Annotated in this window: 12 protein-coding genes and 1 pseudogene; 2 read left to right on the top strand and 11 right to left on the bottom strand. The window is 60.8% G+C overall.

The features are described from left to right. Positions 1 to 76 precede the first annotated feature (76 nt). Positions 77 to 2164, bottom strand: coding sequence for a carboxy terminal-processing peptidase (locus CKW25_RS06540; RefSeq protein ID WP_172736442.1), 2088 nt, complete (start codon positions 2162 to 2164; stop codon positions 77 to 79). Between the two features lie 138 nt (positions 2165 to 2302). On the opposite strand from CKW25_RS06540, the gene CKW25_RS06535 reads away from it, so the two are divergent. Next, positions 2303 to 3265 carry an NAD(P)H-quinone oxidoreductase gene (locus CKW25_RS06535; protein ID WP_095078373.1) on the top strand — a complete coding sequence of 321 codons (963 nt, stop codon included), beginning with the start codon at positions 2303 to 2305 and terminating at the stop codon, positions 3263 to 3265. A gap of 99 nt (positions 3266 to 3364) precedes the next feature. On the opposite strand, the gene CKW25_RS06530 is transcribed toward CKW25_RS06535, so the two are convergent. The 6 genes from CKW25_RS06530 to CKW25_RS06505 form a co-directional block, all read right to left on the bottom strand. After that, positions 3365 to 4018, bottom strand: coding sequence for an HAD family phosphatase (locus CKW25_RS06530; protein WP_095078372.1), 654 nt, complete (start codon positions 4016 to 4018; stop codon positions 3365 to 3367). Between the two features lie 43 nt (positions 4019 to 4061). Then, positions 4062 to 5051 carry an ABC transporter ATP-binding protein gene (locus CKW25_RS06525; protein ID WP_095078371.1) on the bottom strand — a complete coding sequence of 330 codons (990 nt, stop codon included), beginning with the start codon at positions 5049 to 5051 and terminating at the stop codon, positions 4062 to 4064. Beyond that, positions 5048 to 5848, bottom strand: coding sequence for an ABC transporter permease (locus tag CKW25_RS06520; protein ID WP_095078370.1), 801 nt, complete (start codon positions 5846 to 5848; stop codon positions 5048 to 5050). Before CKW25_RS06520 ends, CKW25_RS06525 begins: the two co-directional genes overlap by 4 nt. Next, positions 5835 to 6671, bottom strand: coding sequence for an ABC transporter permease subunit (locus CKW25_RS06515; RefSeq protein WP_172736440.1), 837 nt, complete (start codon positions 6669 to 6671; stop codon positions 5835 to 5837). The genes CKW25_RS06520 and CKW25_RS06515 overlap by 14 nt, the downstream gene beginning before the upstream one ends. A 5-nt stretch (positions 6672 to 6676) precedes the next feature. After that, complete coding sequence (locus CKW25_RS06510) at positions 6677 to 7483, bottom strand: alkaline phosphatase family protein (RefSeq protein WP_095078368.1); 807 nt, start codon at positions 7481 to 7483, stop codon at positions 6677 to 6679. Between the two features lie 83 nt (positions 7484 to 7566). Further along, positions 7567 to 8634 (bottom strand): ABC transporter substrate-binding protein, encoded by a 1068-nt coding sequence (locus CKW25_RS06505; RefSeq protein WP_095078367.1) that lies wholly within the window; start codon positions 8632 to 8634, stop codon positions 7567 to 7569. A gap of 361 nt (positions 8635 to 8995) precedes the next feature. Between CKW25_RS06505 and CKW25_RS06500 the strand changes: the two genes are divergently transcribed. After that, a complete protein-coding gene (locus tag CKW25_RS06500; RefSeq protein WP_095078366.1) occupies positions 8996 to 9709 on the top strand; it encodes a UTRA domain-containing protein in 714 nt (237 codons plus the stop codon). 804 nt (positions 9710 to 10513) lie between these two features. Here the strand turns inward: CKW25_RS06500 and CKW25_RS06495 are convergent. From CKW25_RS06495 to CKW25_RS06485, 4 genes and pseudogenes are all read right to left on the bottom strand, one after another. Beyond that, positions 10514 to 12670, bottom strand: a complete 2157-nt coding sequence (locus CKW25_RS06495; RefSeq protein WP_095078365.1) for a mechanosensitive ion channel family protein — start codon at positions 12668 to 12670, stop codon at positions 10514 to 10516. Positions 12671 to 12746: 76 nt separating this feature from the next. Next, entirely contained in the window at positions 12747 to 12923 is a 177-nt protein-coding gene (locus CKW25_RS26630; protein WP_172736429.1) for a hypothetical protein, read from the bottom strand. 136 nt (positions 12924 to 13059) lie between these two features. After that, positions 13060 to 14349, bottom strand: a complete 1290-nt coding sequence (locus CKW25_RS06490; protein ID WP_095078364.1) for a M18 family aminopeptidase — start codon at positions 14347 to 14349, stop codon at positions 13060 to 13062. A 96-nt stretch (positions 14350 to 14445) separates the two neighbouring features. Then, positions 14446 to 15548: pseudogene (locus tag CKW25_RS06485) on the bottom strand (hypothetical protein). Positions 15549 to 15570 lie beyond the last annotated feature (22 nt).

Below are 15570 nucleotides of genomic sequence, written 5' to 3'. Positions count from 1 at the left end.
ACCCAGTCCTGTATTTCACGACAGATCGATGACTGTTTGATGACGTTCCAGGGGGAGCGTCAACATTGAATTGCCATCACTTCTTGGCGCTGGCGACCGCCGTGTTCAGCTTCAAGTAATCCAGGAGAATCCGCCCGGTTTCGCTCAGGTAGGCATCGTCTTCCGGCTTGGTCTTGTCTGGCTCGGCGGCGATGGCGTCTTCGTCTTCTTTCTTCAACTCTTTGAGCGGCGCTTCACCCTTGGCCTTGCGACGCAGGTTTTCCATCGCCAACTGCTTGGCCTCGATGTCAGCGTGCTGAGCCCGGCGTTCGGCCTCGTTGAGGCTGACGGTTTTTTCCGTCATCAGCTTCTGGGCCAGTGCCAGTCTGTCACGGATGAACACGAACTCTGCGTCCTTGTCCGTGCGCGCGTCATGCTCGGCCTTGAGCTGGGCGAGGAAGGGCTTGAACGGGTCGACGGCAGGCTTGATCGCAGGCCGAATGGTGTCCCACGGCATCGCTTCGGGCAGGGCGCTTTCGCCGATTTCCTTGGTGTCGATCAGCGACGGGTAGTCGATGTCCGGCAGTACGCCCTGATGCTGGGTGCTCTGGCCGGAAACCCGGTAGAACTTGGCCAGGGTCAGTTTCAGTTCGCCATGGTTCAGCGGCTGAATGGTCTGCACGGTGCCTTTGCCGAAGGTCTGGCCGCCGATGATCATCGCACGGTGGTAATCCTGCATGGCGCCGGCAAAAATCTCCGAGGCGGACGCAGACAGACGGTTGACCAGCAACACCAGCGGGCCTTTGTAGAAGGCGCCAGGGTTTTCGTCTTCCAACACGTCGACCCGGCCATCGGCATTGCGGACCAGCACGGTCGGGCCCTTGTCGATGAACAGGCTGGTCAGTTCGGTGGCTTCCTGCAGGGAACCGCCACCGTTGTTGCGCAGGTCGATGACGACGCCGTCGACTTTTTCCTTCTGCAGTTCGGTCAGCAGTTTCTTGACGTCGCGGGTGGTGCTCTTGTAGTCCGGATCACCGGCACGGAACGCCTTGAAGTCCAGGTAGAAGGCCGGGATCTCGATGACGCCCAGCTTGTAGTCCTTGCCGTCCTGCTTGAGGTTCAGCACGGACTTTTTCACGGCCTGGTCTTCGAGCTTCACCGCTTCGCGGGTGATCGGCACGATCTTGCTGGTCTGGTCGTTCGGTGCGTTGCTGGCCGGAATCACTTCTAGGCGCACCACGGTCCCTTTTGGCCCGCGGATCAGCTTGACCACTTCGTCCAGGCGCCAGCCGACCACGTCGACCATCTCTTTGTTGCCCTGGGCAACGCCGATGATCTTGTCGGCCGGGGCGACCATCTTGGTCTTGTCGGCCGGACCTGCCGGTACCAGGCGCACGACTTTTACCTGATCGTTGTCGCTCTGCAACACGGCGCCGATGCCTTCGAGGGACAGGCTCATGTTGATGTCGAAGTTTTCCGCGTTATCCGGTGACAGATAGTTGGTGTGCGGGTCGTAGGACATGGCGAACGTATTGATGTACGCCTGGAAGATATCTTCCGCGCGGGTCTGCCCCAGGCGCGACAGCTGGTTCTTGTAGCGCTTGGTCAGGGTTTCCTGAATCTGTTTCGAGTCCTTGCCGGCGATCTTCATGCGCAGCACTTCGTCCTTGACGCGTTTGCGCCACAGGTCGTCGAGCTCGGCAGTGGAGGTGAGCCACGGAGCGTCCTTGCGATCGATCAGCAAGGTTTCCTTGGGGGTGAAGTCGATTTTGTCGACACCTTTGTTCAGCTCGACCAGGGCGAACTCCAGACGCGCTTTGACGCGGTCCAGATAACGCTTGTAGATCGTGAACCCGGCGTTCAGGTCGCCGCTTTTGAGGAAGTCGTCAAACTGGGTTTTCCATTTGTCGAATTCGGCGATATCGCTGGCCATGAAGTAGCTGCGCGACGGATCCAGCAGCTTCAGGTAGCTGTCATAGATGATCAGCGAACGGGCGTCATCCAGGGGCGGCTTGCTGTAATGATGGCGCTTGAGCAACTCGACGACGTTCAGGCTGGCAATCACCTCGTCACGACCGGGCTGAAGCTTGTCCCAACTATTGGCTGCGAACGTATCGGGCGCGAGCGACAAGCTGCCCAGGCCAATGAATAGAGCGAGTGCGGTGCTGGAGAACAAATGCTTCATGCCGATTCGACGCGGGGACAATTGATAACGCATATTAGGCCGTCTTTGAAGTCGCCGGTTCCACAAGAACCGGTCGCATAATGCAAAAAACCCGGTGCTATAGCACCGGGCTCAGTCCAGACTCACTATGGAGGCACTGTGAAGGCATTGCAAGGCGTTGACGGACATGTGGCGTGGGTTGAAGCGCCAACACCGGTCTGTGATGTGGGGCAGGTTCGCATTCGCGTGGCGGCTGCGGGCTTGAATCGGGCGGACTTGCTGCAGAGGGCCGGGCTCTACCCTGCGCCCCCCGGGGCCAGCCAGGTGTTGGGGCTGGAGTGTTCCGGGGTGATCAGTGAGGTCGGCCCGGGATCTTCCTGGCAGGTCGGTGATCGTGTGTGTGCGCTACTGGCCGGCGGCGGGATGGCTGAAGAGGTGGTGGTCGACGCTCGTCACGTATTACCGGTGCCAGAGGGCTTGTCGCTGACCGAAGCGGCAGCCTTGCCCGAGGTGTATAGCACGGCCTGGTTGAACCTGTTTCAGCTGGCGGCACTCAAGCCGGGTGAAAAGGTGTTGTTGCATGCCGGGGCCAGTGGTGTTGGTTCAGCCGCCATTCAGCTGTGCAAGGCGTTTGGCAACCCGTGCTGGGTCAGTGTCGGTTCCACCGACCGCCTGGCCTACTGCCAGGCGCTGGGCGCGCAAGGTGGCGTCGTGCGCACCGATGGCCTGGAAGGCTTGAGCGAGCTGGGGCCCTTCGACGTGATTCTCGACGCGGTGGGGGCCAACTATGCCGAGTTGAACCTGAAGGTATTGGCGCGTGATGGACGTTGGGTGTTGATCGGCTTGATGGGCGGTCGCGAGACCCGGCTGGACCTGGCGCAAGTTCTGGCCAAGCGGATCCAGCTGGTGGGTTCGACCTTGCGCAATCGCGACGATCAGTTCAAGGCTGATCTGTTCAGCGATCTGAGCGCGCATGTCTGGCCACTGTTCACCGAAGGGCGCCTGAGCCCGCAACTGGCCAGGGCCTTCCCGATCCAGGACGCCGAAGCGGCGTTTGCCGAGCTGGCGAGCAACCAGGTGTCGGGCAAGCTGGTGCTGGTGATCGACGAGAGCCTGGCCTGAAGGTGGCGAGGGAGCTTGCTCCCGCTGGAGCGCGAAGCGCTCCCAAAACCGGCCGCTGCGTGACCGAGCGGGAGCAGGCGCCCTCGCCACAGGGTTTGCTTACTTCCAGAGATGGATCGGCCAGCCGGCCTTTTCGGCGTGTTCTTGCAGTACCGGGTCCGGGTTGACCACATGGGGATGGTCGACCTTGAGCAGCAACGGCAGGTCGTTGCGTGAGTCCGAATAAAAGCTCGCGCCTTCAAGGTTTTCCTCTTCGGCGTCCAGCCATTCCAGCAGGCGCACGATCTTGCCTTCGCGGTAGGTCAGGGTGCCAACGGTCTGGCCGCTGTAGACCCCTTGCCGCACGTCCAGCTCGATGCCGAGAATCTCGTCGATACCCAGGCGATCGGCAATCGGCCCGACCAGGTGGGTGCCCGAGGCGGAGATGACCAGGATCCGGTCGCCGGCCTTGCGGTGGGTGGCAATGGTCCGGGTGGCGTCGCTGAAGATGATGGGCTCGATGAAGTCTTCCACCCAGGGCTCGACCAGGTGCCGGATTTCTTCCGGTGTCCGGCCGATCAAGGGTTCCAGGCTGAACGCCATGTACTCCTCCATTCGCAGCTTGCCGTGACTGTAGGCGTCCATCAGCGCGTTGTTCTGGCGCATGAACGACTCAGGGTCGACCCAGCCCAGGCGACCCATCTGTTCACTCCAGAGGGTGGCGCAGTCGCCGTGGATCAGGGTTTCGTCCAGATCAAAAATTGCCAGGGCCATCAGTGCAACTCTCTCTTCAGAATCGGTGGGCGCCGCCAGAACATCAGGCTACCTCACACAGGGCAGTGGGATCGATGGAAAGTGCCAGGCGCTGACCGTCGGCATGCAGGTCGGCCGCCGAGCGGTTCAGTACATCCACCACCAGTTCCACACCGCGCGCTTCGATCCGATAGCGAATCACATTGCCCAGCAGGCTGTGGCTGCGGATCAACGCATCCGGCTGGCCATCGAGGCTCAGCTCGATGGCTTCGGGGCGAATCGCGATGCGGCTGTTGATGGGCCGTTGCAGCAGTTGGCTGGCGCTGGCCGCGTCGAGCAGGTTGTAGTTGCCAATGAAGCCGGCGGCGAACGCATCGACGGGTGCAGTGTAGAGCGTCTCGGCATCGCCGCTCTGTACGATCTTTCCCTGGTTCATCAGGAAAATCCGGTCAGACATGGTCAGGGCTTCTTCCTGATCGTGTGTGACGAAGATGGTGGTCAGCCCCAGTTCGCGCTGGATCTGTCGGATCTGCTCGCGCAGGTGTTTGCGGATCCGCGCATCCAGCGCCGACAACGGCTCATCGAGCAGCAACAGGCGCGGGCGGGGGACCAGCGAGCGGGCAAGGGCCACGCGCTGGCATTGGCCGCCGGACAGTTGATGGGGGTAGCGCGCGGCGAAGTCGGTCAGCTCCACCAGTTGCAGCACTTCCAGTACGCGCTTGCGACTGTCATCGGCGTTGACCTTTTGCATGCGCAAACCGAAGGCGACGTTCTGCTCCACGGTCATGTTGGGGAACAGCGCATAGCTCTGGAACACCATGCCGATCCCGCGCTTCTGAGGGCTGAGGGGCACCAGGTCCTGGCCCTCGAGCAGGATCTGGCCACCGTCCACCTCGGTCAGCCCGGCGATGCAGCGCAGCAGGGTGGATTTGCCGCACCCGGACGGACCGAGCAGGGTGACGAATTCGCCTTTCTGGATTTCGCAGTTGATGTCGCTGAACACGGCGGTGCCGGCGTAGCTTTTTTGCAAGTGTTGGACGCTGACGAAGCTCATTGGCTTTTGTCCTTGTTCAAGATATTGGCAGCCCAGGTCAGAACCAGCACAAAGAAGAAGTAGGAGATCACCAGCGCGCTGGTGAAGTGACCGCTGCTGTTACGCATGTTGTTGAGGTAGACCTGCAGGGTTTCGTAGCGAGTGCCGACGAGGATGTTGGCGAACACGAACTCGCCGAACAGGAACGAGAACGACAGCAGCAGTGCCACCATCAGGCCTTTGCGCAGGTTCGGCAGCACCACCAGGAACGCCGCCTGCCAGGTACTGGCGCCCAGCAGTTGGGCGGCATCCATCAGGTCGTGCAGGTTGATTGCTTGCAGGTTGTTGGTGATCGCCCGGTACATGAACGGCAAGGCGACGGTGAAGTAGCACCCCACCAGAATCCACGGCGTACCGACCATCGCGAAAGGCCCCGAGCCATAGAGCTGCAACAGCCCCACCGAAGACACCACCGGTGGCACGGCAAAGGGCAGCAGGATCAGGATGTTCATCAACGCGTCGAGTCTTGGAAAGTGGTAGTGCACCACGAACAGCAGCGGCAGGATCAGCACCACGGACAGTATCAGCGCCCCTACGCAGACCAGCAGTGATTGACCGAAGGCCGCGAGAAAGCGCGGGTCGCTCCACAGCTGGATGTACCACTTCAAGGTAAAGCCGCTGGGCAGGATCGTCGCCGACCAACTGCTGGCGATCGAGTAGATCAGGGTGCCGGCCAGTGGCAGTAGCAGAATGGCAAACAGCAGGTAAACCACCACGCGGTGGTACACGGCGACAGAGCCGGATTCAACGCGAGACATGGTAGCTCCTCTTCAACAGCAGCTGATGGACCACGGTCACCAGGGTCATCAGGCTCACCAGCACGACCGCCAGGGCACTGGCCATGTTCGGGTCCAGGGAAATGTCACCCGAGACCATTGCCGCGATGCGGATCGGCAGCACGTTGAAGTTGCCGGTGGTCAGGGCGTAGACGGTGGCGTAGGCACCCAGGGCATTGGCCAGCAGGATCACGAAGGTCCCGAGCAGGGCCGGGGTCAGCACCGGCAGGCCAATGTGCCGCCAGAATTGCCAGCCGTTGGCACCCAGCAGTTCCGCCGATTCACGCCAGTCTTCGCGCAGGGCGTCGAATGCCGGGTACAGCAGCAAGACGCCCAGGGGAATCTGGAAGTAGGTGTAGAGAATGATCAGCCCGGTTTTGGAATACAGGTTGAAGTCCTGAATGATCCCGGCCTGCTTGAGCATGATGGTAATACTGCCGTTGAAGCCCAGCAGAATGATGAAGGCGAAGGCCAGGGGCACGCCGGCGAAGTTGCTGGTCATGTTGGCGAAGGCGTTGACGAAATTGCGCAGTTTCGAGTCGACCCGGCGCAGCGAGTAGCTGCCCAGGATTGCAATGACGATGCCGAACACGCTGGACCAGAAGCTGATCTCCAGGCTGTACTGGATCGCTTGCAGGTAAAACTTCGAGCTGAAAATCTTGCTGAAGTTGGCCAGGCCCCAGCCGAACTCCTCCGATTGCAGGCTGTTGATCATCACCCAGGTCAGCGGGGCGATCTGGAACACGATAAAGAACAGCGCGAAGGGCACCAGGCACAGGGCGGCCAGCCATTTGCCGCGAGTCATGGAGTTCACTTCAGCAGCTCCCTGCACACAGGTTTGTCGTGGGCCACACCCAGCAGTTCGCAGACGGTGCCGCAGATGTCGGTCTGTCTGGGGGCGGCGCCGGCATCGAGGCTGAAGGCATCGCCAAGGACGAACAACGGCACTTCCCGTTCCTCGGCGAGCAGGCCGTTGTGGGAGCGGTCGTTGTTCATGCCGTGGTCGGCGGTCACCAGTACCTGGTAGCCAGCGTCGAGCCAGCCTTGCAGGTAGTCGGCCAGGATGATGTCGGCCGAGCGGGCGCTGTTACGGTATTGCGGGGTATCGAGGCCGTGCTTGTGCCCGGCATCGTCGATGTTCATCGGGTGCACCAGCATGAAATTGGGTGCATGGCGCAGACGCAGGTGTTCGGCATCGGCGAACAGGTGTGAGTCGGGGTAGTGATCGTTCCAGTAGAAGTGGCCGTGCTGGATCGGCAGCGCCGTGTCGTCGGTGTGTCGATCCCGTGCCGCCACGAACGGCGAACGGTTGTACAGCTCACTGACCCAGTGATAGGCCGCCGCAGCGGTCGTGAGGCCGGCCTCGGTGGCGTAGTGATAGATGCTGCGCTGATTGGACAGGCGCGAGATGTTGTTGTGGACGATGCCGCTCTCGATCGGTGGTACGCCGGTGAGGATGCATTCGTAAAGCGGTCGGGACAGGGAAGGCAGTTCGCACTCCAGTTTATAGAGTGCCGCGCGTTCTGCGCCGATGTAGGCCTGCAAGTGCCCCATGGCGTGCCGGGCAACCTCGTAGTTGAGGCCGTCGAGCACGACAAGGATGACGTTGTGCTTCATAGGGGCGATGACTCCGAAAGCGAAACTGGATCAAATCGTCGTAGGAGCTGCCGCAGCCTGCGGCAGCTCCTGCAGTTACAGCATTACTGCATGTTGATAATGACTTCTTCCTGCCACATCTGAGGGAGAGCCTTGGAGGTCTTTTCCCATGCATCTGCGTCTTTGATCGGGGTCACGTTTTTGTACTGCTCGTTAGGCAGCAGCTTGGCTTTCACGTCTTCCGGCAGCTTGATGTGCTCGGCGCGAATCGGACGGGCATTGCCTTTGGCCAGGTTGATCTGGCCGGCGTCGCTGAAGATGTATTCGCGGGCCAGTTTGGCTGCGTTCGGGTTCTTCGCGTACTTGTTGATGATGGTGGTGTAGCCGGAAATCACCGAACCATCGGACGGGATCAGCACCACGTAATCATCCGGATTGGCCATCTTGGCCTTGTAGCTCAGGCCGTTGAAGTCCCAGATCACGCCGACTTCAATTTCACCCTTTTCCATGGTGGCAATCGTCGGGTTGGCCATCGACAGGCGGCCTTGCTTGGCGATATCGGCGAAGAGCTCCAGCGCCGGTTGAATGTTCTTCTCGTTGCCGCCTTTGGAAATGGCGGCGGCCAGCACGCCGTTGGCCGCTTGTGCGGAGGTGCTTACGTCACCGATGGATACCTTGTATTTACCCGTCTTGAGGTCAGCCCACTGGGTGGGTGCTTCGGAACCGTGCAGCAGCTTCTTGTTGACGATGAACGCGATAGTGCCGGTGTAGGCCAGTGCCCAATTGCCGTCCTTATCCTTGGCCCAGGCCGGAACCTGATCCCAGGTGCTTGGCTTGTATGGCTGCACCACGCCTTGCTTGACCGCGATCGGACCAAACGCCGCACCGACGTCGCCGATGTCGGCGCTGGCGTTGTCTTTTTCGGCGGCGAACTTGGCGATCTCCTGGGCCGAACTCATGTCGGTGTCGATATGTTTGAGGCCGTAGGTCTTGGCCAGGTCAGCCCAGGTGCCTTTCCAGTTGGCCCAGTCATCGGGCATGCCGACGCTGTTCACGGCGCCTTCAGCGCGCGCAGCGGCTTCCAGGGTTTTCAGATCGGTATCAGCGGCCATGGCACTGGTGCACATGGCAATGGTCGAGCCTAACAGTGATGCCAGGAAAAGCTGTTTCATCGAAAGCTCCTTTGGGCGTATTCAACGCTGCGTTTTATCGAACGTTTGCGGTTGGGTTGGTCTAGGTCAGCAATACCTGAGCCAATTTAGGTGCGCTGGATGACACTTTGATGTCGGCCTTGCGCAGTCCCGCTTTTCTTTCGCTTGGGCGCAAGGCTCGCGAGGTAAGCGTAGACCATGGTTACGCTCCCGGTTTTCAAGGACTTGGCCGTTAATTTGCACAGACCTTGCGTCGCCATCCGGCGGCTTTGTCATGGATCAGTCATATGGATTGCCTAGGCTTGCGCTACGTTTGAGGAGGCGTCTTTTGGCGCGTTCCCGCCCTGAATCAGTGTTGGACTAGTCCAGATAGGTAACGTTGATGCGTGAAGAGGCAATCAAGGCGGTGACAGCCATCGGTCAGGTCCTGCAGGAACAGATCGATCATGGCTTGCTGGCACCGGCGAGCAAGCTGCCGGCCGAGCGCAAGCTCAGCGAGCTGTTCGGCACCACGCGCATCACGGTGCGTGAGGCGCTGTTGCAGCTCGAAGCCCAAGGGCAGATTTATCGTGAGGAGCGTCGCGGCTGGTTTGTATCGCCCCCGCGCCTGGCCTACAACCTGATGCAGCGCAGCCATTTTCACGCGATGGTCAGTGCCCAGGGGCGGGAGCCATCGACCGAGGTGATCTCGGCGCGTTTGCAGCCGGCGTCGGCGGCGGTGTGTGGCTGGTTGCAGCTACCGGCGCTGTCGAGTGTGATTCAGATCTGCCGGTCCCGGCGCATTGATGGGCGGTTGGTGCTGTATGTGGAGCATTACCTGAATCCGCAGTTTTTCCCGGGGATTCTCGAGTTCGATTTGAATCAGTCGATTACTGAGCTGTATGCGCGGCATTACGATTTGCATTATGGGCGGGTGCGGTTCGAGATTGTGCCGACGTCGTTACCGGTGGATGCGGCGGCGGCGTTGCGGGTGTCGCTGGGGAGTCCGGGGTTGCGGATTGCTCGCGTTAATTATGATCAGTATGAGCGGTTGATTGATTGTGACCTGGAGTTTTGGCGGCATGATGCGATTCATGTGGGGGTTGATGTGGTTTGAGTGGTGACGGGGTTTTTCCCTGACAGTCGGCCTCTCTTTTGCGGGGGGACATATCCGTTGCTGCGGTCACGGCGACTTATGGTTTCGCCTGACGGCGACTCACTTTTTTTACAAGCGCCTAAAAAAAGTAAGCAAAAAAACGCTTCGCCCCTAGCGTCCGGCCCCTCGCCAAGGCTCGGGGTTCCCTCGCTCCGGCATTCTTCAGGGGGCATCGCCCTCCGGTCTGCTGCGCCGACCTCCATGCGATGTCCTCGACGGCGTCGAGGGGCGCTGCGCGCCATTCCCCTGATGAACGCCTGCGCTCGGCCTGCCGATGGGGCGGGCGGATCAAGATCAAAAGCCAAAGCAAGATCAAGAGCGGCAGGCGAGCTAACGCTCGGCCTGTTGAGTGTGGGGGTAGGTGTGCAGGTATGTGTGTGAGGTAGTCAGGTGTGAAGTGCGCAGGTTTGCAGGTTTGCAGGTGTGAAGTGCGAAGGTTTGCAGGTTTGCAGGTGTGAAGTGCGCAGGTTTGCAGGTTTGCAGGTGTGAAGTGCGCAGGTTTGCAGGTTTGCAGGTGTGAAGTGCGCAGGTTGCAGGTATGCAGGTGTGAAGTGCGCAGGTTTGCAGGTATGCAGGTGTGAAGTGCACAGGTGTGCAGGTATGCAGGTGTGGGGTGCACAGGTGTGAAGGTATAGAGGTGTGTTGTTTTGCTTTTTGTGGCGAGGGAGCTTGCTCCCGCTGGGCTGCGGAGCAGCCCGCTTTGGTTGGTTGGTTGTTTGTGCGGGTGGGTGGCCGCGCTGAACGCTCGGCGTCCGTTTTCAGGGTTTATTCCTTCGCTTGCCCGCCACCGGCGGTCATCACTTGAATGTTCATCCTCGGTGTCGCCAGGTCCAGCCCGGCTTCGTCGAGGTGGCGTTTGAGGGACAGGTTGAAGGCCCGCGACACTTCCCACTGTTTGATCGGTGCGGTCTTGAATCGGGCGCGGAGGATGGCGTTGCCGGATTCGAAGCTTTCCACGCCCTGGATTTCCAGGGGCGACCAGATGTTGCGTCGTTGCAGGGGGTCGGTGCGTATTTTCTGGCCGACTTCGCGCATCAGTTTGATGGCGTCGTCGATTTCCATGTTGGAGGGCACGGCCACGCGGAAGATGGCGTAGCCGAATTCCCGTGAGTAGTTCTTGATGCTTTTGATTTCGCTGAACGGGATGGTATGGACGATGCCGTCGATGTCCCGCAGGCGCACGGTGCGGATGGTCAGGCCTTCGACGGTGCCCAGGTGGCCGCCGACGTCGACGTAGTCGTCGATGGCCAGGGAGTCTTCGATGATGATGAACAATCCGGTGATCAGGTCGGCCACCAACGACTGCGCACCGAAACCGATGGCCAGGCCGATCACGCCGGCACCGGCCAGCAGTGGCGTGACGTTCATGCCCATATTGGCCAGGGCGACGATCAGCGCAACGATGAAGATCGCGACGAACAGCACGTTGCGGATCAGCGGCATCATGGTCTGGGCGCGGGCGTTGGCCAGGCCCTTGCGCGAGCGGGTGAGGGCGTGGTGCACGGCGGTGTCGCTGAGGATCCAGATCAGCCAGGCGAAGATCAGGGTGCCGGCCAGGCTGAACAGTTTGACACTGACATCGTGGCCTTCGCCTTCGGTGAAGCGGAACAGTGACAGGCCCCAGACCCGCAGGCCGAGTTCGATGAACGCCAGCCATACCATCAGGTGCACCAGGGTGTAGACGAAACCCTTGAGGCGCTCCGAATACAGGGCGTGGCGCTTGGCACTGCGTTGCGGCTTGAGCGCCTGGCGGCGGACCAGGCCGTTGACGACCATGCACACCACCAGCAGCACGGTACAGATCAGCGATTGGCGCAACGCCGTGCTGGTATCGCCGGCTGACAGGAAGGTGGCAAACAGCGAGACCCCCACCAGCACCAATGCGGGCAAATACCAGAAGGTCCCGAGAATATCGATGGTGTCACTCAATGCCCGGCGGGTCAGGCGCCTGGCCAGGGGTTGGTTGCGGATCAGGTGGGCGATGGGCCGGCGAAAACGCAGGATGAACAGGCCGGTGAACAAGGCGGCCAGCACATTGGCCAGGGTCGCGGTGCTGTGGGCCAGGTGGACACCGAGGCTGGTGACCAGTCGCGGATCGTTCAGGGCTTCGCCGAAGGCGGCAAAGCTGCCGATCAGCCACAGTGGGCGGAAAGCCTGATGCCGCAGGATGTACAGGGCGCGGTGGCGGTGCGGGCCGTCGAGCAGGGAAAATGCAATGACGCAGACGGCCGAGAAGCAGGTGCCGACCACCAGCGCATAGGCCAGCACCATGGCCAGGTATTTCCCCAATGACGATGGCAGCGCGTAGCTCATGTACACCGTGATCAACAGGGCGATCAGCCAGGGGCCGAGTTTGCGCAGGGCGAACCGCAGCAGGTCCCAGGTCTTGGGGTGTTGCGGCAATTCTTCGGTCAGGCCGAAGCGCGTGCGTAAACGATGGCTGAGCCAGATCAATGCGGCCGCCAACAGGCTCCAGAGCATCAGGATCAGGGCGAAGGCAAAGACGATGGGCAGCCATTCACTGGCGGGCAGTAGCAGCGCGTTGAATTCTTCCTTGGCCAGGTCGAACTCGGCGGACCAGCGCGCGAGTGGACTGGCGTCGCCGTAAAACTGTTGTTCGAGGTTGCCCAGGGTACTGCCGATCAGGCCGAGCACCCCATCTTCGGCGGGCGGCTGGGCTTGCTTGGTGGCGTCGCGCAACTTCTTCAGGTCAGCCAGCAGCCGGGTCCGTTGCTGATCGTTTTCCAGCGCCTTGATCACCTCGTCCAGCGATTGCCCCAAAGGTTCCGTGGCCTCGGGCTGGGCCTTGGCCGAGCCGCCAAGCAGGCCCGGCAAGCCGACCGCATGGGCGGGCGCCATGGGCAGCCACATCAGCAGGCAAATCAACAGAGTGGACGGCAGGGCAAGCAGGCGAGCGAACACGGGGCGGTCAACCTCGACAGGTAAAGGTTGACCGAGTGTACGAGGGGGGCAATATCAATGCGAGCGCAGTGCGCCTTTATTCGTTGAGTTTGGCGAGGATCTTGATCACGACGGTGGCGAGGATGATCAGCATGCCGACCCACATTGCAAACACGCCGGCGTTTTTGTCGCGAAAGTTGAAGCCGATGGCCAGCAGGATCATGCCCGTCAGGATAGGGATGAGCAGGGCGTTGAACAGAGACATCGAGATCATGGCGATGGCCTTAGAAATGTACAGGTTTGAGTTTAGGTGGCTTTCGTGCGGGACAGATTGATGTTTGTCACTGATGGCTCAAGTAGTCCGGGTGCTGGATGGGGCGAGGGAACGCGGTCCCTCGCCACCCCCAGGCTCAAGGTAATTGGCGAGAGGCGTAGAACGCGCTGAGCACTTTCACCAGGTGGATCAGGTCATGACTGCCGCACAGCTCACGGATCGAGTGCATGGCGAAGGTCGGCAGGCCGATATCCACGGTGCGCACGCCCAGGTGGCTGGCGGTGATCGGGCCGATGGTCGAGCCACAACCCATGTCGCTGCGGACCACAAAGCTCTGCACCGGGACTTCTTCGGCCATGCACAGGTGGCGGAAGAACCCGGCGGTTTCGCTGTTGGTGGCGTAACGCTGGTTGCTGTTGACCTTGATCACCGGGCCGGCGTTGAGTTTCGGGCCGTGGTTGGCGTCGTGCTTGTCGGCGTAGTTGGGGTGTACGCCGTGGGCGTTGTCGGCCGAAATCAGCAGGGATTTCTGAATGGTGCGGACGAACTCTTCGCCTTCAGGCAGCAGGCGCCGCAGGGTCTGCTCCAGCATCGGGCCGTCGGCGCCGCAGGCCGAGCAGGAGCCGACTTCTTCGTGGTCGTTGGCAACAAACACGCAGGTTTCGTCGGTCTCGGCATTGAGCAATGCTTGCAGGCCGGCGTAGCACGACAGCAGGTTGTCCAGGCGCGCGCCGGCAATGAAGTCACCATGCAGGCCGATCACGGCAGCGCCCTGGGTGTCGTAGAAACTCAGCTCGTAGTCGAGCACCACGTCGGCGTTCAGCCCATGTTCCAGGGCGAGCTGATTGGTGAGCACCGCGCGAAAGTCCACGCGCTCGTCACCGGCAAACTGCGCGAGGATCGGCGGCAGCTCGGTCTGTGCGTTGATGGCCCAGCCCAGGTTGGCATCACGGTTGAGGTGGATGGCCAGGTTGGGAATGGTGGCAATCGGTGTCTTGAAGTCAATCAGCTGGCTTTCGACCTTGCCGTCACGGCGGAAGGTCACACGGCCGGCCAGCGACAGGTCGCGGTCAAACCACGGGGCGAGCAGCGCGCCACCATAGACTTCGACGCCCAACTGCCAGAATCCCTGGCGTTGCAGTTCCGGTTGCGGCTTGACCCGCAGGCAGGGGCTGTCGGTATGGGCGCCGACCATGCGGATGCCGTCGTACAGCGGGGAGTTGCGGCCCATCTTGATGGCAACGATCGAGGAGTCGTTGCGGGTCACGTAATAACGGCCGTTGGCTTCGGTGGTCCAGGGCTCGCGCTCATCGAGGCGCTGATAGCCCGCCGCTTCCAGGCGCTGGACAAGGCTGGCGGTGGCATGGAACGGGGTAGGGGAGGCCTTGAGGAAGTCGATCAGGCCTTGGTTCAACTCTTCGCGCATAAGTAGCTCCAGACAGCGGTGTCGCGAGTTTAACGTATTGGCCCAAGGCTTTGGGCAAGTGCTTTGGCGGCACGGCAACGGACTCGCGACAGCGGATCAATGTGTCAAGCGCTTGCGCAGATAGGCAATGATGGTCTGTTCATCGGCCGACTTTGCAGGCTTGGGCAGGTGTTTTGGCCAGCGACCTTTTTCGTTCCCGAAGAATTTTTTCTGCGCGCTTTCGTCCCAGCGCAGAATCTCCCGGGAGGCGGATTCCCACCACTCATGCCGACAGACTTCGTAGTACGGGTGATCGGGAGCGGCGCTGCCATACAGCAGGTTGCGGCCGACTTTTTTCACGTTGCCACGCGTGTTGCGCAACTTCCATTTGATCCGCAGGCGCTGCCAGGGCGAGGGAAATGGTTTGCAGCGTGGCACTTCGGTGCAGAGCACGGGGAGTTCGGGGCGGAACGCTTCGCCATGTCGGGTGAAGAAGTGCTTTTGCATGGCATGGAAAAAGCGTTTCTCGGCGAAGTAGTGATAAACGAACTTCTTCGCCTCTTGCACCGGCTTGCCGCGCATCGTGAATGACAGGGCAATCTGCTCGATCGTATGGATATCGAACGAGTCCCGGGTCCATTCGTCGATGAGGCGCACGGTCGTTTCAAGCAGGGGGGATCGTCGTCGGTAACGCCACACAGGCCGCTGTTGTACAACTTGAAGCTGTTTTGCGCAGAGATGCCATGGGCGAGCAGGCACTTGCCCAGCTTCACATAGTCCGGGCGCTCGCACACATGGCTCCAGTCGTACTCAAAGCGGTCCATCACATACTGTCCTGGCCCGATCCGCTCGAAGAGGCGATGAGGGGTGTCCAGAAACAGGGTGTCGGTGTCGACGAACAGGGTCTTTTTCGCCAGTTTCAGCCCTTCGGCGATGGCGCAGGCCTTGCGTCGATGGTGATAACCGTTTTCGCCCTGCCAGGCCGTGAGGGTCTGCTCGCTCAAGGGGATGGTGTCGACCGGCCAGCCCGCATAGTCCTGCGGGCGATCGGTCATGACCCTGATGCACAGTGACTCGCCCCGTTTGAGTTGGGAAAGGGCGGTGAGCATGCTGAACTTGGCTTCGCGCCGGTACACGTCTTTGTCGCCGTAGACGAGATAAAGCAGCTGTTGCGGGGCTTTCTCGAGGGGCGTCGACAATAGGAGTGAGTTAAGCGTCATCGGTCCGGGGTCCTTCAGGTGT

Source organism: Pseudomonas sp. Irchel s3h17 (assembly GCF_900187505.1).
Lineage (GTDB): Bacteria > Pseudomonadota > Gammaproteobacteria > Pseudomonadales > Pseudomonadaceae > Aquipseudomonas.
The sequence above is the reverse complement of the archived record's forward strand: the minus strand, read 5'-3'. Positions and strand labels throughout refer to the sequence as shown.